The sequence below is a fragment of the Pseudomonas sp. Tri1 genome (genome assembly GCF_017968885.1).
GTDB lineage: Bacteria > Pseudomonadota > Gammaproteobacteria > Pseudomonadales > Pseudomonadaceae > Aquipseudomonas.
This window is the reverse complement of record NZ_CP072913.1, coordinates 4,398,667-4,422,335: the sequence shown is the minus strand read 5'-3', so window position 1 is coordinate 4,422,335 and position 23,669 is coordinate 4,398,667. Positions and strand designations below refer to the sequence as shown.

Annotated in this window: 21 protein-coding genes and 1 pseudogene; 9 read left to right on the top strand and 13 right to left on the bottom strand. The window is 57.3% G+C overall.

What is annotated here, in order from left to right:
• Window positions 1-169: 169 nt before the first annotated feature.
• A complete protein-coding gene (locus J9870_RS18895) occupies window positions 170-790 on the bottom strand; it encodes a TetR/AcrR family transcriptional regulator (protein WP_210639479.1) in 621 nt (206 codons plus the stop codon).
• Between the two features lie 162 nt (window positions 791-952).
• Between J9870_RS18895 and J9870_RS18890 the strand changes: the two genes are divergently transcribed.
• Complete coding sequence (locus J9870_RS18890; RefSeq protein ID WP_135846135.1) at window positions 953-1,393, top strand: hotdog fold domain-containing protein; 441 nt, start codon at window positions 953-955, stop codon at window positions 1,391-1,393.
• 13 nt (window positions 1,394-1,406) lie between these two features.
• Here J9870_RS18890 and J9870_RS18885 read toward each other — a convergent pair whose 3' ends face one another.
• From J9870_RS18885 to J9870_RS18875, 3 genes are all read right to left on the bottom strand, one after another.
• Entirely contained in the window at window positions 1,407-2,321 is a 915-nt protein-coding gene (locus J9870_RS18885) for a LysR substrate-binding domain-containing protein (RefSeq protein ID WP_210639478.1), read from the bottom strand.
• Between the two features lie 88 nt (window positions 2,322-2,409).
• Window positions 2,410-3,546, bottom strand: coding sequence for a hybrid-cluster NAD(P)-dependent oxidoreductase (locus tag J9870_RS18880; RefSeq protein WP_210639477.1), 1,137 nt, complete (start codon window positions 3,544-3,546; stop codon window positions 2,410-2,412).
• 9 nt (window positions 3,547-3,555) lie between these two features.
• The gene (locus J9870_RS18875; protein WP_210639476.1) at window positions 3,556-4,812 is read right to left on the bottom strand and encodes an aromatic ring-hydroxylating dioxygenase subunit alpha; all 1,257 of its coding nucleotides are present in this window, start codon (window positions 4,810-4,812) and stop codon (window positions 3,556-3,558) included.
• 391 nt (window positions 4,813-5,203) lie between these two features.
• On the opposite strand from J9870_RS18875, the gene J9870_RS18870 reads away from it, so the two are divergent.
• Entirely contained in the window at window positions 5,204-5,911 is a 708-nt protein-coding gene (locus tag J9870_RS18870; protein ID WP_210639475.1) for a TetR/AcrR family transcriptional regulator, read from the top strand.
• Window positions 5,901-6,686, top strand: a complete 786-nt coding sequence (locus tag J9870_RS18865; protein WP_210639474.1) for a pyrroline-5-carboxylate reductase dimerization domain-containing protein — start codon at window positions 5,901-5,903, stop codon at window positions 6,684-6,686. Before J9870_RS18870 ends, J9870_RS18865 begins: the two co-directional genes overlap by 11 nt.
• 94 nt (window positions 6,687-6,780) lie before the next feature.
• On the opposite strand, the gene J9870_RS18860 is transcribed toward J9870_RS18865, so the two are convergent.
• Window positions 6,781-7,686 (bottom strand): LysR family transcriptional regulator, encoded by a 906-nt coding sequence (locus J9870_RS18860; protein WP_210639473.1) that lies wholly within the window; start codon window positions 7,684-7,686, stop codon window positions 6,781-6,783.
• Between the two features lie 84 nt (window positions 7,687-7,770).
• Between J9870_RS18860 and J9870_RS18855 the strand changes: the two genes are divergently transcribed.
• Both J9870_RS18855 and J9870_RS18850 read left to right on the top strand, forming a co-directional pair.
• Window positions 7,771-8,787 carry an NAD(P)-dependent alcohol dehydrogenase gene (locus tag J9870_RS18855; protein ID WP_210639472.1) on the top strand — a complete coding sequence of 339 codons (1,017 nt, stop codon included), beginning with the start codon at window positions 7,771-7,773 and terminating at the stop codon, window positions 8,785-8,787.
• A 43-nt stretch (window positions 8,788-8,830) separates the two neighbouring features.
• Window positions 8,831-9,121, top strand: a complete 291-nt coding sequence (locus J9870_RS18850; RefSeq protein WP_210639471.1) for a DUF1330 domain-containing protein — start codon at window positions 8,831-8,833, stop codon at window positions 9,119-9,121.
• 341 nt (window positions 9,122-9,462) lie between these two features.
• On the opposite strand, the gene J9870_RS18845 is transcribed toward J9870_RS18850, so the two are convergent.
• A complete protein-coding gene (locus J9870_RS18845) occupies window positions 9,463-11,499 on the bottom strand; it encodes an NADH:flavin oxidoreductase (RefSeq protein WP_210639470.1) in 2,037 nt (678 codons plus the stop codon).
• A gap of 373 nt (window positions 11,500-11,872) precedes the next feature.
• Between J9870_RS18845 and J9870_RS18840 the strand changes: the two genes are divergently transcribed.
• The 4 genes from J9870_RS18840 to J9870_RS18825 all read left to right on the top strand — a co-directional run bounded on the left by J9870_RS18840 (window position 11,873) and on the right by J9870_RS18825 (window position 15,086).
• Window positions 11,873-12,772, top strand: coding sequence for a glycine betaine ABC transporter substrate-binding protein (locus J9870_RS18840; RefSeq protein WP_210639469.1), 900 nt, complete (start codon window positions 11,873-11,875; stop codon window positions 12,770-12,772).
• 99 nt (window positions 12,773-12,871) lie between these two features.
• Window positions 12,872-13,507, top strand: a complete 636-nt coding sequence (locus J9870_RS18835) for a dimethylsulfonioproprionate lyase family protein (RefSeq protein WP_210639468.1) — start codon at window positions 12,872-12,874, stop codon at window positions 13,505-13,507.
• Window positions 13,508-13,559: 52 nt separating this feature from the next.
• Window positions 13,560-13,808: a transcriptional regulator gene (locus J9870_RS18830; RefSeq protein WP_210639467.1), complete on the top strand. Its 249-nt coding sequence runs from the start codon at window positions 13,560-13,562 to the stop codon at window positions 13,806-13,808.
• 288 nt (window positions 13,809-14,096) lie between these two features.
• Window positions 14,097-15,086 carry an isopenicillin N synthase family oxygenase gene (locus J9870_RS18825; protein WP_210639466.1) on the top strand — a complete coding sequence of 330 codons (990 nt, stop codon included), beginning with the start codon at window positions 14,097-14,099 and terminating at the stop codon, window positions 15,084-15,086.
• Window positions 15,087-15,354: 268 nt separating this feature from the next.
• On the opposite strand, the gene J9870_RS18820 is transcribed toward J9870_RS18825, so the two are convergent.
• The 7 genes and pseudogenes from J9870_RS18820 to J9870_RS18790 all read right to left on the bottom strand — a co-directional run bounded on the left by J9870_RS18820 (window position 15,355) and on the right by J9870_RS18790 (window position 23,637).
• The gene (locus J9870_RS18820; RefSeq protein WP_210639465.1) at window positions 15,355-16,683 is read right to left on the bottom strand and encodes an FAD-binding oxidoreductase; all 1,329 of its coding nucleotides are present in this window, start codon (window positions 16,681-16,683) and stop codon (window positions 15,355-15,357) included.
• A 23-nt stretch (window positions 16,684-16,706) separates the two neighbouring features.
• Window positions 16,707-17,540 carry a dihydrodipicolinate synthase family protein gene (locus J9870_RS18815; RefSeq protein WP_246883026.1) on the bottom strand — a complete coding sequence of 278 codons (834 nt, stop codon included), beginning with the start codon at window positions 17,538-17,540 and terminating at the stop codon, window positions 16,707-16,709.
• A 313-nt stretch (window positions 17,541-17,853) separates the two neighbouring features.
• Complete coding sequence (locus J9870_RS18810) at window positions 17,854-18,810, bottom strand: helix-turn-helix domain-containing protein (protein WP_210639463.1); 957 nt, start codon at window positions 18,808-18,810, stop codon at window positions 17,854-17,856.
• Complete coding sequence (gene dddP, locus J9870_RS18805; protein WP_210639462.1) at window positions 18,807-20,168, bottom strand: dimethylsulfonioproprionate lyase DddP; 1,362 nt, start codon at window positions 20,166-20,168, stop codon at window positions 18,807-18,809. The genes J9870_RS18810 and dddP overlap by 4 nt, the downstream gene beginning before the upstream one ends.
• Before the next feature lie 228 nt (window positions 20,169-20,396).
• The gene (gene proX, locus J9870_RS18800; protein WP_210639461.1) at window positions 20,397-21,422 is read right to left on the bottom strand and encodes a glycine betaine/L-proline ABC transporter substrate-binding protein ProX; all 1,026 of its coding nucleotides are present in this window, start codon (window positions 21,420-21,422) and stop codon (window positions 20,397-20,399) included.
• Window positions 21,423-21,478: 56 nt separating this feature from the next.
• A pseudogene (gene proW / locus J9870_RS18795) lies at window positions 21,479-22,453 on the bottom strand (glycine betaine/L-proline ABC transporter permease ProW); the annotation flags it as partial.
• A gap of 11 nt (window positions 22,454-22,464) precedes the next feature.
• Window positions 22,465-23,637 (bottom strand): glycine betaine/L-proline ABC transporter ATP-binding protein, encoded by a 1,173-nt coding sequence (locus tag J9870_RS18790; protein WP_210639460.1) that lies wholly within the window; start codon window positions 23,635-23,637, stop codon window positions 22,465-22,467.
• Window positions 23,638-23,669 lie beyond the last annotated feature (32 nt).

The following is a 23,669-nucleotide window of genomic DNA, read 5'->3' as shown; positions in this document are numbered from 1 at the left end:
AACTTCCCCTGGCACTTCGACTTTAAGTCCGGGATGTGGGCGATGCTTGTGCACAGCGGCCAGAGTTGACTGGGAGTGCCAGCGTGCGAAAGACAGTAGGGCTGTGCGGCTCTTCAGTCGTTACTTGCCGCTCAGGTGTCATCGGTTCCTGTCAGTTGGGCCGGGGAGGTCAGTCCGTACGTCCAACGCTGCGCCAAGCGGCCTCAGCAAGCTGCTGCCTGTAGAGCTCCGGGCTACGTTTGACTCTGGCGGAGAGCCACGCTCGGCAGTAGCTCTCTGCCGAACCGATGATGAGCGAAGGCATAAGCTCAAAAGGCAGGTCTTGTAGATCCTGGCGGTGAGCAGGGTCGCTGAACCATTCCTTCAACTGGGCGTTTCTCACGAGGTTGGCCTCTGCAAGCCGATCACCCAGGCTGCTTTTCGCGACGGCAAAGCGAGCCTGGTACTGGAAGCGTGCCCAGTCCGGTTGGCTGACGACCCAGTCGACATAGCTATAGACCAAAGCATGAACCCAGTCCTTGGTCGACGTGACTTCGCTGAGGTAGCTATCTCTAAGCCGCCCTTGATCATCCAGGGCGGTCATGTACAACGCAGCGACCAGTCCTTCCTTGTTTTCGAAATGGTGATAGATCGCCCCCACGCTCATCTCGCTTTCGGCGCGGATGATCTCGATAGTGGTCGCTTCAATGCCCTGCTGGTTAAACAACGCCAGGGCGCATCGGAGGATGTGCCGCTTGGACTCGGCACGACGCCCTGGGTAGCAGCGCTCGAGGAGATCGACAGGTTCCATTTTTCGGCCCAGGCAAAAAGGGGCCATGGTAATTGAAACGAAGGCTCGACACGAGAGATTGACAGGTTGGCCAATTACAGAATAATGTTCTGTAACAGAGCAATATTCTGTAATTGGTAATGTTCTGTTCATGACTTTCACCCACCTGACCAGAGATACCCCATGAGCCAGACTCTCAGCATGTACCAAAGCGTTGGCGCTTCTGCTTTCAGCAATATGGCCTGCCAGATGGCACCGTACTTCGGCACCATCAACCCGGAAATTTCTGTGTTGACCCCCGGTCGGGGTGAAGTGAAGGTGCCGTTTCGCAAGGAAATCACCAATCACCTGGCCTCCGTACATGCGATCGCGCTGTGCAACGCGGCGGAACTCGCAGGCGGCATGATGACTGAGGTGTCCATCCCCAGCGGCGCTCGCTGGATTCCGAAGGGCATGACCGTTGAATACCTGGCCAAAGCCAAGACCTCCATTCATGCGATTGCTGATGGCAGCGAAATCGACTGGGCGACCTCGGGCGACAAGGTTGTCCCGGTCGATATCTTCGATGAGGGCGGCGTGAAGGTCTTCACGGCGCGCATCACCATGAACGTGAAAGTCGGCTAGCTCGATTGGTCCATCAAGCGTCAACCGTTGCTGCCAGATGTGCCATCAGCCACTGGCGGAAGCGGTTGACGCTTTGTCTGTTTGGGGCGCGGCCTTGAGGTTCCAGCAGGCAGAACTGTGCGTCGGTGCGCAGGATGGTTTGCGTCGGCCGCACGAGGTTGCCGGTCTGCAAGTGGTTGCTCAGCAGGCCAGACCAGGCCAAGGCGATCCCCTGGCCGGCCAGCGCGGACTGAATCAACATGGAGTAGCTGTTGATATTAATACGCCGCCGGGGCTCTGGCGCGGGGTAGCCAAGGCGTTGGAACCATTCTTTCCAGCCAATCCAGTCCCGGTGCTGGTCTTCCAGCCACAACCAAGTGCATCCACCCAACTGTTCCAGCATTTCGATTCCTGGGTGCTGGGCCAGATAGGCGGGGCTGCATACCGGGAAAATCTCTTCGTTGAACAACGGCGTGACTTTCATGTTTTTTGGCGGGGTGCTGCAGTAGTAAAGCGCCAGGTCACAGTCCAGTCGGGAAAAGTCACTGACTTGATCCGTCGCGATGATGCGCAAGTCAATCTCTTCGTTCTGGCGCTGGAATTCCGATACTAGTGGCAGCAGCCACAGTGAGGCCATCGCCGTGCTGGTGACGACGGTGACCTGCTGCGCGCCTTGCCAATGGCGCATTCCCGCTGTGGCATGGGCGATTTGCTGCAACGTATCGCGGATACTCTCGTAATACTGGCTGCCCGAGGCGGTGAGGTTGATTTCACGGGTCGTACGGGTGAACAGCGCCGTTCCCAGATAGTCTTCGAGCAAGCGTATCTGGCGACTGATGGCGCCTTGGGTGACGTTCAGTTCGCGCGCCGCCACGGTGAAGCTCAAGTGGCGGGCGGCGGCCTCGAACGCCACCAGGCTGTTGAGGGGCGGCAAGGGTTGCAGTTTCATCAGGCTGGGCCACTGTCTTATAAGGGTTAAGCGCACGGAGATTGTGCAGACGCCAGTGTGCAGTGACTACCTTATTAGCGATGCCAGGCTAAAGATCAAGGACCAGGTCAGACGTGGGCTTGCTGCAGCACAGTAGACGCAGGCCTTTGTCGACTTCCCGTTGCCGGATTCCGCCGTTGTGGCTCATGTTCACCGTACCCTGCAACAGGGCGGTCTTGCAGGTGCCGCAAACGCCTTGGCTGCAAGAAGAAGGTACGATTGCGCCGGCCTTTTTGGCGGCGCTCAGCACGGTCTGGTTGCTTGGCATGCTGAAGGTCTTGCCTGAGCGCGACAGGGTCACCGTGAACACGTCCTGCTGATCGAGCGGAGTGGCTTGTTCGGTCAGCGACTCTTCATTCAGTGCCGCAATGTCGAAGCTTTCCTGATGGTAGTGGCTGAAATCGAACGCCGCTTCCCTGAGCAGCGATTTGACTGCGTCCATGTACCCCTGGGGCCCGCAGGTGAAGATCTCCCGCTCCTGGAAGTCCGGCACGTGCTGGCTCAACAACGCCAAGTCGAGCCGGCCTATCGGTTGTTGCCATTGAGCGGTGTCGCCGAGCCCTTCGCAAACACTGATGACCCGCAATCCCGGCATGGCGGACTGCATGCGCGTCAACTCCGCGTGGAAGATGATGTCTGTGGGCGTACGCGCGCTGTGCACAAAAACGATGTCGAGGTTGCCGGCCATGTCGCAGGCGGCCCGGGTCATCGACATCAAGGGCGTCACGCCCGAGCCGGCGGACAGGTACAACAACTTGGTTGCAGGATGGCCGACCGGTGTAAAGCTGCCCGCCGGGCCGGAAGCTTTCAGGCTGTCTCCCGGCTTGAGGTTGTTATGCAGCCAGTTCGACACCGCTCCCCCCGGCACTCGCTTGACGGTAATGGAAAACGCAAAGGGTCGGGTGGGGGAGGACGACAGGGTGTAGCAGCGGGCGACGGTCTGCCCGTCAATGACTGGCGAGATCGTGATGAACTGACCAGGTTCGTAACTCAGTGCGCTGAAGTCCGTGCAACGGAAGATGAACGTCTTCACATCGTGGGTTTCTTGTCGAACCGCGCAACATTGCAAGGTTTTCTGTTCGCCGCTGTTCCATTGCGAACCGAACGCGTTCCAGGTCGTTGGGTCGGTGAAACATTGAACGGCCCGGATGCTTTGCGGACGCGTCAGATGTTCATAAGTGGTCATGTTCATTCCTCACACGCCATGGGCGGCCAGACGCGCCGCGTACCAGCGAGAGAACTGGTCGACATAGGTTTCGGTAAAAGCTGAGAACGGCCCGGGCGTGTAGGCAGGATCCTGGGTGCCGCTATGGGTAATGCCGACGAGGCTGGCGTCCTGCAGGTTTGTCGCCGCCCAGACTTCAGTCAGTTTATCCACTTGGTAGTCGACGCCCTCGATGGCATCGGCGTGTACCAGCCATTTGGTTCGCACCAAGGTTTTATCGGGCGCCAGCGGGATGATGTAGGACACCACGGCATGGTCGCTCATGACATGGGTCCACGAGTTGTGCGTCCAAAGATGCACGTCGCCCAGGTCGCGGCGGGTGAGCTCGCCAAACAGCCGGGTGCAGGCCACACGGGTATCCAGGGTCTGGGATTCGCCGTTGCCGGCAATGACCAAGCGTTGGGAGCGAAACTGAGTGACTGCGTCTTCACCCAAGTGTTCGACGGCGTCGCAGATATAACCTTCGCTCTCCCAGTTGTTCTTGGTGTCGGCATTGCGGCGGTGATACTCGTCCAGCGCTTGAAGTGAATCCTCTCCAAGCCCATCGGTGCAGAAACCGAAATCTTCGGGCAGGAAAGACGCGGTCAATTCCGGGTGGGTGGCGGCGCAGTGATAACACTCGCGGTTATTCTCGATAACCAGTTTCCAATTGCCGTTCTCGATGATTTCCGATTCGTAGGCGATCTTTGAGCGGGTGATGTCGTATTGAGCGAAACGCGGTGTCATGACCTGGTCAAGATGCACGATGTCTTCTGGCGGTTCGTCGCCCAGGCAGACGAAAACATGGGTGCCGATGACCCGAGTATGAACAGGGATCAGGCTTTTGCATTTGGGGTCGAAACTTTGGCCCATGTGCGCCGCATGTTTGAGGCTGCCATCGAGGTCGTAGCTCCACTGGTGATAGGGGCAGACCAGCATGCCCACCGTCGATTTGCCGGCCTGTTTCAAACGAGCCCCGCGGTGACGGCAGACATTGCGAAACGCTTGTACATGTTCGTCATCGTCGCGCACCAGGATGATGGATGATTTGCCAATATCGATGGTCGAGACATCACCGGGTTCGGAGATGTCACTGGTGACACCTACCAGAATCCAATGCTTGGTAAAAAAGACATCCACGTCGGTTTCAAAAATGTCTTGGCGACCAAACAAACCGCCAGGCATGCCATGGCCGGGCGTGCGGTCGGCGAGAAGTTCACGATGGGTTTTCACAGTATTTATATTCATGATGGGGCTCGCTCAAACTCAACATCGGTCAGTGGCGGTAGCATCGATTCAAAGGGAACGGGGGGTGACAGGTTGTGCCCGAGTGTGCGAGGTGTTCGCGTGGGCAGTTATCGAAGTTTGGGCAGGGGATGAGTAACAGCGTGCACTGCAAGATTCATAAGGGCGGCTCGTTGTTGTTTGGTTTGGAGTCCTTTGCCTGTGGGAGATATTTATCCAGGTGCACTTCGCCGACAAACCATTTTAAGTCAACGGACCATGAGTTTTTGTCATTAATGACTATGGGTCTCAAGGGTATCGAAATGGAGGGGAGTCAATAAAATGTACTTCGGTGTACATTTGGCGGTCATCCGGGTACATTCGCGTTACGCATTATTTAAAGAAGGTAAGCACGATGTCCCAGGTAGGGAAGGCACGTGGCAAGGCTCAGGACGCAGGCTGGCGGGGCTCGCCGGAGGGGTGGCTGGAAGCGGCCTACGAGGCGCTGAAGGAGTCGGGCATCGATGCGGTTCGGGTCATGCCGCTGGCCAAGCGCCTAGGGTTGTCACGCACCAGCTTCTACTGGTTTTTCGAGGATCGCGAGCAGTTGCTGGCTGCTTTGCTGTCTCGTTGGCGGGAGACCAATACAGGAGGCTTGATCCGGCAAAGTGAAAGCTATGCCGAAAGCATCTCCGAGGCGATCCTGAATGTGTTCGAGTGCTGGCTTAACCCGCAGTTGTTCGATTCGCAGTTCGAGTTTGCCGTGCGCAGTTGGGCGCTTCAGTCCGCTGAAGTGGCTCAAGAGGTCGCTGCGGTAGACGAGCAGCGAATGAACGCTCTGGCGAGTATGTTCAAGCGCTTTGGCTATGACAGCCAAGCCGCTGATACCCGGGCCAGAACGATTTATCTGACGCAGATCGGCTATATCACCATGAATACGAGTGAGCTGATCACCGTGCGTTTCCAGCGCATTCCGCATTACGTGAGTATTTTCACCGGCAAAGTCCCGAAGCAGCGCGAACTGGATCGTTTCTATGGGAAGTTCGGCTACGCCGAAAAAGAGCCCGGGGTTTTCGTTCCCTTGACGGACACGTTCGATGAAGGCACCGCCGATGACTCATGAAACCCTGGGGATCATTGGCGGAACCGGCTGGCTGGGCGGTGCGATCGCCAAGGCGGTGTTGGCGAAGGCGTTGCTGCCAGCAGGCAACCTGGTCATTTCCAACCGCTCGGGCAGTCATCCCTTGGCACAACACGGTGCCTGCCTAGTGACGGATAACCAGGACCTGGTGAATCGCAGTGACCCGGTCATCATTGCGGTTCGTCCCGAGCATTTCGCCAGCCTGAATATCAACGCGACAGGCAAAACCGTTATTTCCCTGATGGCCGGGATTAGCGCACAGACGATTGCCGCACAGACCCAGGCTTCGGCGGTGGTGCGGGCGATGCCCAATGCGGCGGTAGAGATCGGGCAGTCCTTTACGCCTTGGTATTGTTTTGCAGAGGTAGCGGCGACGACGAAAAGCCTCGTGCAGCGTTTGTTCGAATGCGTGGGTACGGCGGCAGAGGTTCAGCAAGAAGACTTCATCGATTACCTCTCGACGCTTTCGGGTACAGGCCCGGCTTTCCCTGCCTTGTTGCTGACGGCGCTGGCCAATCAGGCGATGGCTGCCGGCATTCCCCCCGACATCGCGCAACTCGCCGCGAAGAATGTCGTGGTCAATAGCAGTCAGCTGCTGGCCAGCCACGATGCTCAACAGATGATCGACGCCTTGGTGGCCTACCGGGGTGTTACGGCCGCCGCCTTGCAGGTGATGATCCAGGGGGATTTCGAAGAGCAGATTGGAAGGGCGTTGCAGGCAGGTGCAGCGGTTGCTCGCAAGGGACTTCAAGCCTGATAAACGATCGGGTTCGTGTGCAAATCATAGTGCCGTAGAGCCAAGCACTGCCTTCACCTGTGCGTCGGGTGGCAGACCCCCATCCAGTGCCTTGTCAGTTTTTATGGGCTAACACGTAATCCACGAAAGCGCGCAGCTTCGGAAGAACCGTACTCCGACTGGGGTAGTAGAGCGCCAATCCAGGAAAGTTCGTGGAGTAGCTGCTGAGAATGACCTCCAGCGTTCCTGCATGAATCTGGCGAGCAACGATGGAGCGTGGGAGCCTGAACAGCCCCACGCCTTGTTCCGCAGCGTGGACACACGCGCCAGCGTCGTCGAGTATCAAGGGCCCGCGTACGTGGATGCTGTGCCGCTCGCCACTGATGCTGAATTCCCATTCGTCGAGTACGATGCCGGCCTGCCGAAACGTGATGCACGGAATGTTCTGGATGTCTTCCGGTAGCGCGGGCTGTCCATAGCGCGCCAGCAGTGCGGGGGAGGCAACCACTACTTGTGGCTCCTCACTGGTGAGCGGCACCGCCACCATGTCCGCATGTACGAATGACCGGGGTCGTACGCCAGCGTCACACCCCTCAGCCACAATATCCACCAAGCGGTCGTCGCCGACGAACTCCAGTTGCAAGTGGGGATGCGCAACAAGAAATCCCGCGACAAAACGCTCGGTCAGTAACGGAACGCTCGCCTTGGGAACGCTGATGCGCAACAGCCCGGTGACCGAGTGTCCCAGGCTGCGAGCGGACTCGATTCCATGGAGCAATTGCTGTGCTGCCGGTCGAACTTGCAGTAGCAGCCTTTCCCCGGCTTCGGTCAGCCCGACGCTTCGCGTCGTACGCGCCAGCAGCGTCACCCCGATACGAGCTTCAAAAGCGCGGATTGCCTGACTAACGGCGGATGGGGTAATGCCCAGGCGCCTGGCTGCCGCGCGGAAGCCGTGCTCCTCAGCAACCGCCAGGAATACCACTATGCCGTCCAGATCGCCTCGACCAATTGTGTAGTTCATCTACACAGTTTGAGCAGTTGGAGACGGATTCTCAAGCGTAATTCAATGGGGAAAGATGGAGGCCTCAACCTTCGAGGAACGCTCATGATCACCGCTACCAAACAATCCCGCGCTTTTATCATCGATAAAACCGTCGGCATAGCCGGCCTATCCGTTCGTACAGCTCCTGTTCCTACGCCAGCGCCAGGCGAAGTACTCGTGCATGTGCGAGCGTCATCGTTGAACTATCGGGACGTGATTATCCTGGAAGGCAATTATCCCATGCCCGACCTGGAAGGCCGTATTCCGCTTTCGGACGGCGCTGGTGAGGTGGTAGCCGTGGGGCAGGGTGTCACCCGGTTCAAGGTAGGCGATCGGGTGACGAACTCGTTCTTCCCTGAATGGATCGACGGCCCTTTTACCGGAAAGTACTCACAATACTCTGGTGATATAGACGGTTGGCTCACTGACTATCGAGCGGTGGCCGCTGACGCGTTGATCTCGATTCCAGACAGCCTGGAGTATGACGAAGCGGCTACGCTGCCGTGCGCCGGTATCACCGCATGGTCTGCCGTCAAAGGCGTGAAAGCGGGCGACATCGTTCTCACTCTTGGCACTGGCGGTGTGTCGTTGTTTGCCGTCCAACTGGCGAAAGCGATGGGGGCCAAGGTCATCGCCACCACTTCCAGCGACACGAAGGCCCAGCAACTCAAAGCCTTGGGGGCGGACGAAACGATCAACTACAAAGAACAGCCGGAATGGTCCCAGCAAGTGCGTGAGCTGACTGGCGGAAACGGTGTTTCTCGCATCGTTGAAGTCGGAGGTGCAGGAACATTTGCGCAATCGATCAAGGCCATTGCTGTAGGTGGACAGGTATCGATGGTAGGGGCGGTGGCGGGATTGCAAGGAGCGGTCGAAGTTCTGCCCATGTTCATGAGCCAGGCGCGCTACCAGAGTATCGCGCTGGGCAGCCGCCAGGATCTTGAAGCCTTGGTGCGATTTATTGCCGAACACAAGATCCGTCCGGTCATCGACAGCCGCTTCCCATTCGTGGATGCGCAGGCCGCATTTGAGAGGTTGATGACTCGCAACGTCTTCGGAAAGCTAGTGATCAATCACTGACACTAAAGGCCTGCAACCAGTACTCACTGTTTAAGGAGTCGTCATGACCGCGTACGTTATCTTTATTAGAGAGAAGACACTGGATCAACGCGAAATGGATATCTACGCCGAAAAGGTTCCGGCCACGTTCCCCAGTGTTCCTGTCCAATTGCTTTCTGCTTATGGGCACCTGGAAGTATTCGAGGGCGAAACGCCAGAAGGCGTTGTTCTCTTCTCTTTTCCGACCATTGAGGATGCCAGGAATTGGTACTACAGCGAAGCGTACCAATTGGCGGCTAAACACAGGCATGCAGGTGCCTCGTACAGAGGGTTTGTCGTAGAGGGCGTGGCGTAAAAGCCGAGCGCTGCCATTGGAGGTCAGGCCCATTCCGAGAGGCCTCGAGTCGGGCATTCAATTCACTACATTAGGGTCGAGCTCATCGACCCAGCGGCATGTAACCCAAGAGATAAGCAACGGAGGCCTTTTGACGGGCCTTCGTTGTTCAGGCGTCAGACTGGTACGCTTATTCAGCCTTGAAGCAATACACCGCCAGCTTGTTTCCGTCCAGATCCCGAGCATAGGTTCATTGGGCGCGAACGCGACCGCAGCCCTGGACTTCAAGGTCTGTGCTGGCATGGAAGAGCCTCGTGTGAAATATGAAAGTGCCCCTGATTCATGGGGTCAGGGGCATGACCTCAGATGTCTTTCACCAGCCGCAGCGCATCGTAGATGGCTGCGTGGGTATTACGTGCCGACACCGCGTCGCCGATCCGGAACAGCTGGAAGCGGCCTTCAGGGGTGGTCACGATATTTTGGGGTTTTCCGGCGATCAGATCGTGCTGTTCAACCGCGCCGTTGTTGGTTGAATGCGGGCGCAGGTCGAAGTACAGATCGTCCAGGGGCAGGGTGCCGTGGTTGACCACCACCTGATCGACCACGCGCTGATTGTGCACCTGCCCATAATCGCTGCCGAAGCTGGCCACCAACTGGTCGTCACGCTTCTCTACGGAGTCGACCCGATAGGTGACCGTGAAGGTGACGTTCAGGTCTTGCAGGCTGCGCATGTAAGGCACCAGGTTCATCGCCATTACCTCCGGCGCAAACGAGCGGTCCGGCGTGACGATCTCCAGTTTTGCGCCGCTGTTGGCAATGACCTCGGCCGCTTGTAGCGCTGCGTGGTCGCCGGCGTCATCGAAGATCAGTACGTTCTGGCCGGGCTTGACGTCGCCGGAAATGATGTCCCAGGTCGACACCACCAGTTCATTGCCCTGCTTGAGCACCTCGGTGTGAGGCAAGCCGCCGGTGGCGACGATGACCACGTCGGGTTCTTCGGCCATGACGGTCTCGGCTTCGGCCCAGGTGTTGAAGTGGAACTTCACCCCCAGCCGTTCGCATTGCGCCATGCGCCAATCGATGATGCTGATCATCTCGCGACGACGCTCGCTCAGGGCGGTCAAGCGGATCTGGCCGCCGGGCTGGTCGGCGACTTCGAACACCGTGACGTCGTGGCCGCGTTCACCGGCGACCCGTGCCGCCTCCAGGCCCGCCGGGCCGGTGCCGATCACCACCACCTTGCGCTTGACCGGCGCATTGGGGATTTCGTGGGGCATGGTGGTTTCGCGGCCAGTGGCGGCGTTGTGGATGCAATACGCCGCGCCGCCCTGGTAGATACGGTCCAGGCAATAGTTGGCGCCGACGCAGGGGCGGATGTCTTCCTCTCGTTTTTCGATGATCTTGCGCACGATGTGCGGATCGGTCATATGTGCCCGGGTCATGCCGATCATGTCCACCTTGCCGGAGGCTATGGCGTGCCGTGCCGTGGCCACGTCCGGGATCTTGGCCGCATGGAACGTCGGGAAGCCGGTGGCCGAGCGGATCTCGCCAGCAAAATCCAGGTGTGGCGAGTTACGCATGCCTTGGATCGGAATCACATCGGTGAGGCCCGCATCAGTATCGATGTGACCGCGAACGACGTTGAGAAAATCCACCAGCCCGCTGTCCTTGAGCATGTGGGAAATCTGGATGCCGTCTTTGGCACCGAAGCCGCCCGGCAGGTCCTCGTCACCGGTGTAACGAACCCCGAGCAGGAAGTCTTCGCCACAGCGCTGGCGGATGCCACGCAACACATCAAAGGTGAAGCGCAGGCGGTTTTCCAGCGAGCCGCCATAGGGACCGTCGAGGTCGTTGGTCAGTGGCGACCAGAACTGATCCATGAGGTGCCCGTAAGCCTGCAATTCCAAACCATCAAGACCGGCAGCCTTCATGCGTTCGGCGGCATCCACGTAGTCCTTGATGATCCGGTCGATATCCCACTCTTCCATCTTTTTCGGGAAGGCCCGGTGGGACGCTTCACGGCGATGAGAAGGCGATACGACCGGGAGCCAGTCGGCCTTGTCCCAGCGCGTACGGCGTCCCAGGTGGGTCAGTTGAATCATCACCGCGGCGCCGTGTTCGTGGCATTCGTCGGTCAGGTCTTTCATCCATTTGACCACTTCATCCTTGTACGCCAGCACGTTGTTGAACACTGGCGGGCTGTCACGGGAAACAGCGGCGGAGCCCGCCGTCATGGTCAGGGCCACGCCGGCTTTCGCCCGTTCAACGTGATAAGCCCGGTACAGATCCTTCGGCATGCCGTCGACGGGATACGCGGGCTCATGGGAGGTGGTCATGATCCGGTTTTTGAGGGTCAGGTGTTTGATCTTATAGGGCTGCAGCAGAGGATCGCTGGACATGGTGTTGCGCTCCGGGAACAGAACATCAGGCTTGGTTTTGACATAACGGTATGTTGAATGTTCATGTGTGTCAACGATTGAGACACAGGTGTACATTTTTCTTGCGTGGTGGAAAAACCAGGATTAACATCCAGCCGAAACAGGGGGGATCGGGTTCGTGTGGTCGGTCATTCCAGGCATCGATCCATGGACACATAACGCTTCGCCGAAACGGCGGAGGAGGGCCGGACGACCTGAAAACATCGCATGACTAAAAGTTGTCCATGCCTCATACAAAAGCCCTTGAGAGCACGATGTATTTTGCTTTTATGAGGGAAGTTAATTCTTCTGCTGCCCTGCCAATAACTATTAATACAGTACGCGGAGATGCACCATGGTTACGTTATCCAGTAAAACGTGTATCGGCTGGCTTGCAGGCCTGGCGATGGCCTCCAGTAGCCTGATGGCTCAAGCCGAGGAGCCCATGCCCATCCGTATCGGATGGGTGAATTGGTCGGATACGGAAATCGCTGTAAAGCTGGCAGACACGGCATTGCGCGACCATCTCAAGCAACCGGTCAAATTGGTGCTTGCCGACATCGGCATTCAGTTCCAGGCCCTGGCCAACGGCAATATCGACCTGATCCCGATGGTCTGGCTGCCGAGTACTCACAAATCTTTCTATGACAAGTACAAAGACAAACTCGAAGACCTCGGTGTGCTGTATGAGGGTCGGATCGGCATGGCGGTGCCCACTTCTATTCCGACCAGCGAGATTGCCAGTGTCGAAGATCTTAATAAGCCAGAAGTGCGGGAGAAACTCGGTGGCAAGATCTTAACTTCGGAAGTAGGTAACGGCCAATACAAACTCACGGAGCAGGCCATCAAGGAATATAAACTCGATGGTTACAAGATGGTCGCTTCTTCAGAGTCTGGAATGCTGAGCGAGTTGGATCGCAACCTCAAGCGTGACAAATGGTCGTTGATCAATGCCTGGAGCCCACACTGGATGTTCGCCAAGTGGCCGCTGCGCTACCTGGATGATCCAAAGCAGATTTTCGGTGGCGCTGAGCAAATTCACGCGATTGCACGCAAAAGTTTCAGCGCCGAACATCCAGACGTCGCCCGGTTCTTCGCCAACTTCAAGATTCCTAAAACTGACCTTGAGACGTTGATGGCCGCCGCACGCGATAGCTCGGCCGACAAGGTCGTTGCAGAGTACTACGCCGCCAACAAGCCTCGTTTCGAAGCGATGTTTGGCAGCCGGACCGCTTCCGCGACACCGGTCCAGTAATGGCGGTTGCTGTCCGATAGTTGCGTTGCAATCCGCTGACCTTGACCGAACGTGAAGGGCGGCGGATACATCGAACGAGTTCGATACACTGCTCGGGAAATGGGACTGAAGACGATGATAAACAGCACTGAAGAGCCATCGTGGGATCGGGACATCATCAGCAACGGCGACTTGCTCAGGCGTTCGCTTCAGAACGTCCTGTCGGGCAGCGGTTGCGATAAGGCGCAAGCACATATTGTGTCTCTAAATACGGCCCAATGGAGTATCAGGCAGACTGCGGAAATTTCAAATGCGTTACCAGGCTTTCTGGAGCGCCATTTATCCGAGGCGCTTGATGCTGCACCTAGAGCCAATGAGTCTCTGGTGTCGATACTGGATGCGCTAGGCAAGCTCTTGCCCCATGTCACCTGGATAAACCGTCAAGCCAAGGCTGGCCAAGACAGTGCTTTCGTGGAGCGACATCGCCACGGGATGATCGCAGGACCTGGAGGGCTATTTGAATGTTCCACCTTGACCTTGGGGTTGGCGCTCATGATGCCTGAGACTTGTTACCCCTATCACCAACACCCGCCTGCCGAGTTCTATCTCGTGCTGTCACCGGGTGACTGGTACCGGGAGGACGTGGGCTGGTGGAGTCCTGGACCAGGAGGTTTAGTCTTCAACCCCCCATCCTGTGTCCATGCGATGAAGTCGATGGGTGTTCCACTTTTGGCACTGTGGGGCTTGATGCATTAATGCTTCGTTATAAAAAGTGAATGAATTCGGGTAGCGATTGAGAGGATGAAATATGGCGGTGACCACGCAGGGCATCAAGTTGGATGAAGAAACGCGGGCCAGGCTGAAGTCAGCGTCGGCCAGGTTGGATCGCACCTCTCATTGGTTCATGAAAAAGGCAATTCTGAATTTTATTGAAAAGGTTGAAGCCGGTGCCGGCATCGAAGAGCTAATAGCCGTCGAACTTTTGGAAAAAGATACGAGGCGTCACAGCATCGCACGACGGCTTTGCAAAGATTGCAGTAGCGATGGCTTGACTTGATGGCGGAGTTGTCTGCCCGGAGCTGCCAGGCCGAATGATAATTGACGAAATTTGATCTAAGCAAACCATGAAAGGCCATGCCTGTATGACATCGAAAGATACAGGCGCGGTCGTATTCTCATACTTGATTTTTTCTCATGAGTATTGAATGAAAAATGGTTTGTTCGTGCCCATTCAGTTCTGAACAATGAGTTCAGCTTACAAGGTCAAGGTGAATATGCTTGGTCCCAGGAGCTACAACTCACTTCAGGATAATTAAAGCACGGCGCTTTCGTTGAGGATCGACCGATGGTTCAGATGACCGATACCAGACTTACAAGCAAGCAGACGACATTCGAAGAGATTCCCTTCATTGATGTCGCACCGTTACTCGATGGGAGCGACCCGCGAAAAGTTGCGCGCCAGATGGGAGAAACTTGCGAGAAAGTTGGTTTTTTCTATATTAAAAACCATGGAGTGCCGCGCGCATTGATCGACGCGATGTATGCCCAGACGAAAGGCTTCTTTGCCATGCCTTTTGATAAGAAGAATAAGTTGAACGTGGTCAATTCAGGTCCCACGCTTCGCGGCTACATACCCATGTACGCGGAAAACGTCGATCCGGAAAATACCCGCGATTTCAAGGAATGCTTCGACTATGGCGCCCACTATGACGAAGTGTCTCCTTTCTTCGGGGCAAACCTGATGCCGGTTGAGCTCACGGATTTTTCGGATGTCTGTGACGCCTACCATCGTGCAATGCTTGACCTGGCGCGCAAGCTCATCAGCGCCATTGCACTGAGCCTCGATCTGCCAGCGGACTACTTTGAAAAACTGCAACGCAAACCGATCACCATCCAGCGCTTGCTGCACTATCCCCCGCAGAGTGGCGAAATTTCACAAAAGGAAATCGGGATCGGAGCGCATACGGACTATGGCTTTCTGACGATCCTTTTCCAAGACAAGGTCGGTGGCTTGCAAGTGCGCAATCGTGCGGGTGAATGGGTCAGCGCCCCACCGGTGGAAGATACGTTCATCGTCAACATCGGTGATCTGGTGCAAACCCTGACGAATGACCGCTACACCTCGACTATGCACCGCGTCATCAATACCAGCGGTGTCGAACGGTACTCCATTCCATTCTTCATCGACTTGGACTTCGACGCGACTGTCGAGACTGTGCCAACGTGCATCAGCCTCAGTAACCCTGCCAAATATGCGCCCTACACCTGTGGCCAACACAAATACAGTCGCTTTGTCGCCAGCTACGCCCACTTGCAGGCTGTCGAAGCCGTCTAAGGCCAACCCTTGGTGGATGAAGGCTCGATGCATTCGGGCCCCATCACAAAATCCAGTCACCGTCTGCGTGGAGACGGTGACCGTCCTGGGAGGCGTTGGAGTTACCCATAGCTATTCGACGAAGTGCGTTCATCACGAGGTATCACACCGAAATACTCCGCAGATGAACCAAAGCCATCCAACAAAAGGAATCCGGCGGATCGTGGTGCAGGGCCCTGCGAAGTGGGCACGGTGCGGCGCTCCTCTTGAGATCTGAGAGATGGGTTCTTCAGAGTTCCGCGCCTGCCTGCCACTCCTTCCAAGCAATGGAAGAACGCAGCCCCAAGCCCAGGAACGGTTCCGGGGGATTCCAGCAGGGGTCAGGTTGATCGAGCATGATGTCCAGCAGTTCACTGCCCATTCCCACGGCGTATTCGGCGATCAGTTTGCCCGCCACGGTGCTGCGGGTCAGGCCCAAGCCGTTGCAGCACACGGCGCTGAACACGTCCGGCGCGATCTCGCCAAAGACAGAGCCGGAGTTGCGCGAAATGCACAGCGCGCCGCCCCAGGTGTATTCGAACGGCACGCCTGACAACATTGGAAAGCGTGCCTCGAAGGAGTGGCGGTGAGCGCGGCGTACACGCTCAAGCGTACGGGGACTCGCTGCCAGGCGCGGGTTGTAGGTGAAGGAGTTGCGAATGCAAATCCGGCCATTGGCGAGCCTGCGCACGGTGGTGCCCAGCGGGTCGGCGGGAATGAGCCCCCAGCTTTGCTCCCCACCCAGGCGGGCCTGCTCTTGGGCAGTCAACTCTCGGGTCAGGCTGGCGTACGTGTAGACGGGCAGTAACCGACCCTTGAGTCCAAGCTGACCGAACGGTGCCGCGTAGGCATTGTTGGCCATCACCATGCGTGGCGCCGAAAGCACGCCTTGGGCGGTAGTCAGCTCATGAGGTTTGCCGAGTTCAATGTTCAATACCGGGCTGTCTTCATACAACGTGACGTTCGCTGGCAACGATTGCGCCAGGCCCCGGCACAACGCGGCGGGTTGAACGAGTACGCAACCGGGGGCATGCAGTCCCGATTTGTAGAAGTCGGTACCGGTGATCGCTTTCATCCGTGCGGCATCCAGCATCGTGTAGGGCTCCCCCAATCCGCTCAGCCCTTTGGCAAAGGACTCAAGCGCGGCGATGCCTTGTGGGTTGACGGCGCCATGCAACTTGCCCTGCTCGCGCCAATCGCACTCGATGCCTTCGCGCTGGACGATCTGGCGCATGAAATCGATGCCGCCACGACTCAACCGAATGATGCGCTGGTCGGCGGTACGGTCGGAGGTGTAGCTGTGGGACGTCAGGTCATGGGGCAAGTCCACCATGAAGCCGGAGTTGCGTCCGGCCGCACCGAAACCTACCCGCTTGGCGTCGATCAATGCAATCGACGCCTCGGGTAAGAGTTCGGCCAGTCTCCGGGCGGCAGCCAACCCCGCCAGGCCGGCACCGAGAACCGCCCAGTCGGCCCTGACGGCGCCTTTGAGCGGGGTGCTGGGTGCCGGTGGTGGCAGCGTTTCGTACCAACCGGGTTGGCCATCGTTTTGAGGTAGAAAATTACACTGAAGCTGCATGGCAAGCGCCTCCGCCGTATGTGTCAGGCGCGATGAGCCGTCAGCTGTTCATAGACAGTCTTGAATGCGCTTTTCTCTGCTTCGCTGAGCGGTTGCAAAGGCAGACGGGTCACACCCACCGGCTGGCCGGCCAATTCGCAGCCGTGTTTGATGTACTGGCAGAACTTGCCGCCTTGTTCGAGCAGGTTGAGCATCGGCAACAAACGGGTCGCCAGTTCACGACCTTTGATCATGTCCTTTTCCACGACACACGCCTGGTACAGTGCGACATGTTCCGGCGCAAGGAAGTTGGATGCGCCAGCGACCCAGCTGCGGGCGCCCCAGGTGAAAAATTCCAGCACCTGGTCGTCCATGCCGCAGCTCACTTGCAACTGATCGGTGTGTTCGTTGAGCAGGCCGTGCATGCGTTCAATTGAGCCGGTGCTTTCCTTGATCGCCTGGAAGTTGGGACGGCCCTTGAGTCCGTTGATGAATTCCCAGGACATTTCGGTCCCGGTACGCGCCGGAAAGTTGTAGAGCATGATGGGCATGTCGAGCGCGTCATCGACGCTCAAGGCATGGACCAGCAGTTCTTGTTGGGTCGGTTGGCAGTAGTAGGGAGCGGCAAGAAGAATGGCATTGAAGCCCACTTTTTTTGCATGCAGGCCCAGCGTGAGGCTTTCCTGGGTGGTAGTGGCATTGATGCCCGCCATCAAGGGAATACGCGATTTGGCATAGTCGGCGATGAAATCGAACAGCGCCAATCGTTCATCATGGGACAAGGCATAGTATTCGCCCGTCGTACCACCGACGATCAGGCCATGCACACCTTGTTCGATAAGTGAGTCAATGATGTTTTCCAGCGACCTGAAGTCCACGGCGCCCGAAGTATTAAAGGGAGTTACAACGGGAGTCCACACGCCATCAAAGTTCATACAGTGCCCTGTTATTAAAATAGTTGCGGTTTTGGTTTGTATGCAGATTACGGGGGCAAACCCTGGCGCAACAACTAACATTTATTAACAGCAATACATGACCCTGCGTTATAAGTTGACGCCGGACCTATAGGGGTCGCGGCTGCGGACTGGTCACTCATCGCCACTCATTGCCAACGTTCAGGCAGGCTGGGTCGCGGCCGCCCGTAGTCATACGAACGTCCGTCGGCACAGCCGAATAATCTGTCGGCCAATGCTATATCTCGTAGCGATTTTCTTTCGACGGGGGGCAGTTGAAGAAAGTGCTATAGCATTTGCTGAAATGAGGGGTCGAGACGAAACCGCAGGCAATGGCCACATCAGTGACTGACAGTTTGGAATTTTGTATCAGGCGACGCGCTTCTCTAAGTCGCAGCTCCAGATAGTAGCGCTGTGGGGATGTGTTGATTTGCTCTCGAAACAGGCGTTGGATCTGGCGCTTGGAAAGTCGAACGCATTCTGCGAGCAAATCCAGGCCTAACGGCTCTTCAAGGTTGCACTCCATCAGCTTGATTATTTCTTGCAGCGGTGCGCTCACGTTACGACCTTGGACCTTGACCGAGGTCCGGAGCCGAGACTGGTCATAATCCAATAGATCGAACACGGCGTCTGCGACTTTGTGGTCGAGAGCGGCGTAAAGCCATTTCATCATGACTTGAAAGGCGCCAGCGGGGTTGGACGCTGTGAGTCGGTCACGATCGAACACCACGGTGTCCAAGGTCACCGTCGTGTTAGGTGAAAACTCCGATAAGGCAATGCGTTGTTCTGCATGGATGGCGCATCGGTAGCCATCGAGCAGTCCGGCTTTGCCCAGGTACCAGGCGCCATTCCATAACCCACCGAGCGCAATGGGCATGCTTGCGAGTTTGTTCAGCAGTTTTATCAGCCCTTCAGGGACTACTCTGGGCGTGCGTAGCCCGCCGCAGACAACCATCAGATCCAATGCCGCGATTCTGATATCGGTCAGGGGCGTATCGGGTCTGATGGGTATTGCCAGGTCGCTGATGACTTCGCAATCGTTGCGACTGAAGGTATGGACTTTTATCGAGCCAGGCTGGATGAAGTTAGCGGTCATCAGCACGTCCAGGCATTGCGTGAAGCAAGTCAGGGAGAAGCTATCAAGCAGGAGGAACCCTATGCTCGATGCTTTGCGGGCCTCGATCGATTGGCTCATGAGTTGGGCTTCGTATCCAGCAGAAAACTTTCGTCGAAGGGGTAGTGGGTGAGCAGTTCATAACCGGTTCCCGTGACCAACAGTTGGTTCTCCAATTTGATCCCGTCCTGCCCACCCACTTCACCCACATACGCCTCGACACAAAGGGCCATGCCTGGCTGCAACTCACCTTCGTATCCGTAGGAGTCCAAGTCTTCCGGATAGCGAATGCTGGGGTACTCATCACACAGCCCTACACCGTGGTAAAGCACGCCATAGCGCTGAGCCCGGCAGGGTTCGGGCAACCGGTGTGCCTTGGCGGTCAGCTCGGTAAAGCGTACACCTGGCTTGATCAACTCGGTGTTATGGATGATATGGTCATGGGCGATTCGATAGAGGCGCTTCTGTTCGGCTGTTGGCTCCAGCCCCCCACAGATCCAACTGCGGGACATGTCCACGCACATACCGTAGGTGCCGATCAGGTCCGTGTCGAACGACAACAAGTCGCCATCGTTCAATACCCGTGGGCCGGACTCCTGGAACCACGGGTTGGTGCGTGGGCCGGAACTGAGTATTCGCGTTTCGATCCACTCACCGCCCCGGCGGATGTTGCCGGCGTGCAGGGCGGCCCAGACATCGTTTTCCGTTGCGCCTGCCCGCAGTGCCTGATGCATCTCGGTGATGGACGCTTCGCATGAAGCCACTGCGCAGCGCATCGCCTTGATTTCATCGGGGCCTTTGATCATCCGCGCAAACTCGGTCACTTCCTGGCCGCTGCAAATCTCCACCGCGAGTGCATCCAACGCGCGCACGCCTGCCACTTCAATCCGGTCTACCGCCAAGCGTCGGTTGGCTCCGGCGTGTTGACGCAGCAGCTCGTCGATCTGGCCTGCGAAATGCCTGGCATGGCGATCGGTGTGTTCACCGGTCTCGAAGTAAAAGAACGACGCGCCACTGCGTAACTCGGTAATCAACGGCAAGTGGGCGGAGAGGTGATCACAGCCATGGAAATCCCACAGCACTACGTGGCCGCTGGCCGCGACGAAACACGCTCGCGCGGGATTATGGGTCGTCCACAATTGCATGTTCGTGGTGTCGGTGGCATAGCGGATATTCAACGGGTCAAACAGCAGGATGCCGCCCAGGTCTCGCGCTACCAATTGGTCGACGATCCGCTGCAGTCGGTATTGGCGCATGGTCGGTAGATGAGGTGCTTGCAAGCCCAATTGGGCCCACTCCGCGAAAGCCAGCGGTGTAGGGCCTATCTCGACGCGATCGTTGTCGTCGACGGAGCCGTCGGCTTTCAGCGCAGCTGCGCGTTGCCGGGCTGGATCGATGCGGCGAGCGCTGGCGGGAATTGAAAAAGGTGAAGTCGTCATAAATCCCATCCTGATTCATTACAGAAGGGGCTGCTCGAGCGAGTGATAGTCGAGTAGCGGTTCAAAACCATCGTGGATATCGCAGTCAACGTGCCGGGATACACCGCCACTTCACCCAGCCACGAGGAGCTGCTTTGTCGATGGCTGGATAACCATCGGACACAGCGCGTCATTCAAGGCCAGGTTTGGTGGCCAGGCGACAAGCGCGCCTGCGAAGGGGGAGGGCCGTTACTTGCTGGCTTGGGCGGCATCCCGTGAAGCCTGGAGCCAGGCGTCGAATTGCTGACGGTGAGCGGCAATCCACTCCTTGGCATGCCGGGTGATATCCGCTGGCTTGTTCTCACCTTTTTGCATTCTCAGGTTCTGCGCACTTTCGTCGTCAGTGCTGATCTGCATTTGCGAAAGAAACTTCAGGGCCGCTGGATTCTTGTTGGCAAAGTCCCGGTTGAGTACCGCTTCTATCTTGTCTACGGCGAAACCGAGATTCTTGCCTTTGTAGGAGGTGTCGACTTTGTTGTTGCCGCCTGGCAGGTCGGTGTACGGCACTTCGAGCCATACCACGTCTTTACCCTCGACCAACACGCCGGCGATCCATTGAGGCACCCAGGTGTAATAGAGGATCGGCTGACCCTGTTTGTAGCGGGTGATGGTGTCGGCCATCAGTGCGAAATAGGAACCACGATTATGGCTGACCGTTTTCTCGAGACCATAGGCCTTGAGGTGATGGTCGATGGTCAGCTCACAGCCCCAGCCGGGGTTGCAGCCGGTCAGGTCCGCTTTTCCGTCACCGTCGACATCGAACAGCTTCGCGATCTCTGGCTTCTTGAGGTCCGTCAGGTATTTGATGTTGTAGGCGTCGGCCGTCTTTTTATCGATCAGATAGCCCTGCAATACCCCAGGCATGATATCGCCTGCCTTGATCATGTCCTCGTCACCGCCCGCTTTCTGGTAGAAGGTGTCGTGGAGCTTGTCCCACAAGTGCACGGTGAAATCCGCGTCGCCGCTGCCCAAGGCCACCAACATGACGGAGTACTCGGTTTCCTTCGGCTCCTTGATCTTGTAGCCAAGTTCACGCAGACCCTCCATGGCGATTTCACCCCGAAAGCGCTCTTCGGCGATGGAAGGAAAGATCGGTGTTACCGAGACACCATCGCCGGGCTTCTCTGCCGAGGCCATGGCATGGAATGACAAGACGGTCAGGGCGACAGCCGAGAGGCACCGCCGGATGTTGCGGGAGAGTTTCAATTCGCGCATTTCACATACCTTTCTTCGTTTTTTTAGTTGAGTGCGGCAGTTCTAAGTTCGAAGTGTCAAGCGGTCTTGCGCCGCGCTGAAGGCTGGCGTGAGCCGAAGAGGCGCATGACCAGCCCGACCGGGCCGGTGTGGTACCAGCGCAAACTTGGGTCGGCCTTGCTGCGTTCGCCCATGGCCTGTGTGAGGCGATCGAGGAAGATGGCGAGCAATACCAGTCCGACTCCCCCTACGGTGGCCAAGCCCATGTCCAAGCGGCCGATACCACGCAGGACCATCTGCCCCAGTCCGCCGACGGAGATCATCGAAGCGATGACCACCATCGACAGGGAGAGCATCAGGGTTTGGTTCAGGCCCGCCATGATGGTTGACGTGGCCAGTGGCAGTTGCACGCGCATGAGCATCTGCCGAGGCGTGCAGCCGAAAGCGCGGGCCGCCTCGATCTTGTCTTCCGGTACTTGGCGGATACCCAGGTTGGTCAGGCGCACCAGTGGCGGAAGGGCAAAGACGATGGTTACCAGAACACCGGGGACGTTGCCGATGCCGAACAACATCACCACCGGTACCAGATAGACGAAGGCTGGTAGCGTTTGCATGGCGTCCAGGGCCGGTCTTATGGCCCGTTCCAGGTGGTCGTTCCTGGCGCTGAGAATGCCCAACGGCACCCCGAACAACGCACAGAAGAACACCGAGGTGAGGACGAGGGACAGCGTGGTCATGGACTCGGACCACACCCCGATCATGCCGAGCAGGGTCAAGGTCACCAGGCAAAGCAGCGCCATGCGTTTGCCTGCCAGTTGCCAACCCAAGAGCGACGACAGCAGGATCCCGATAGTCGGCGGGATGCTTTGCAGGATGAACTCAATGCCGTTGAGCACTTGATCGATTGGCCAGCGCACCGCCCTGAACACGTCCCGGAAGTTGTGGACGAGATAGTTGAGCGCGTTTTGCACCCATTCGCCCAACGGGATGATCGCCGTTTGGAAGGGGTCTAAAAAACTGAAATCCGACATGGTGGCTACCTCTTTTCTATTTGCACCGACACTTAATGGCGACTCAGGGTTTGAAGTAGCTGACTCTTGGAAAGCGTCCCCTTGAGGGCGCCTGCGCGGTCAAGCACCGGCACTGGATAAGGCAGCGTCGCGGCGATATCCAGTACGTCATGCAGCGGTGTATCGAGGTATACGGGGCGTTGCTCATGCAGGCTGTGGCGTTGACCTGCCAGGTCCTGCGCTACGCCGCCGTGGCCATCGGTATCGACGACACCCAGCAATTGGTCTTGCTCGTCGATCAGGTAGCCATAGGGTGTGCCGGCTTTGAAACTGGGCGCTTTACCGTTCACCCGGCAGATCATTTCCGGATCCAGTTGAGCCACATCCCCTGCGGTCAGGACCCTTGAACTGTCAAAGCCCTTGAAGAAGTTGCGCACATAGTCCGTCGCCGGCTGGTTGATCAGCTCCTGCGGAGTACCGATCTGCACGACCCGGCCGCCCTCCATGATCGCGATGCGATGGCCGATGCGAATGGCTTCCTCGATGTCGTGGGAGATGAAGATGATGGTGCGCTGTTGTTCAGCCTGCAGGCGGATCAGCTCGCCCTGCATCTCGCTGCGGATCAATGGGTCGAGGGCCGAAAATGCCTCGTCCATCAGCAGGATCGTCGGGTCGTTGGCCAATGCTCTGGCCAGCCCGACACGTTGTTGCATTCCGCCAGACAGTTGATGAGGGTAGCTGTGTTCCTGGCCCGCCAAGCCAACCTGGCTCAAGGCTTCCCGGGCGCGCAGGTGGCGTTCTTTCTCTGGCACGCCGGCGATTTCCAGGCCAAAGGCGGTATTTTCCAGCACGCTCATGTGGGGCATCAGCGCAAAGGATTGGAACACCATGCCCATTTCCTTGCGCCGTACGTCGAGCAGGGCTTTGTCGGAGAGGCCGGTAATTTCGCGGCCGTTGAGGTGAATGCTTCCCGAGGTGGGTTCGATCAAGCGATTGAACAGGCGCACCATGGTCGATTTGCCAGAACCTGACAGCCCCATGATCACGAAAATTTCGCCTCGCTTGACCGAGAAACTTGCGTCAAATACACCGACCACATGGCCGGTTTTATCAAAAATCTCGTTCTTGTCGGCGCCATTGCGCAACATCTTCATGGCGATGTCTGGATTAGAACCAAAGACCTTGAAAATGTTTTTTACCGAAAGAATTTCATCGTCATGGCTCATACGACCCTCTTCTTATCTTTATGACCAAATAT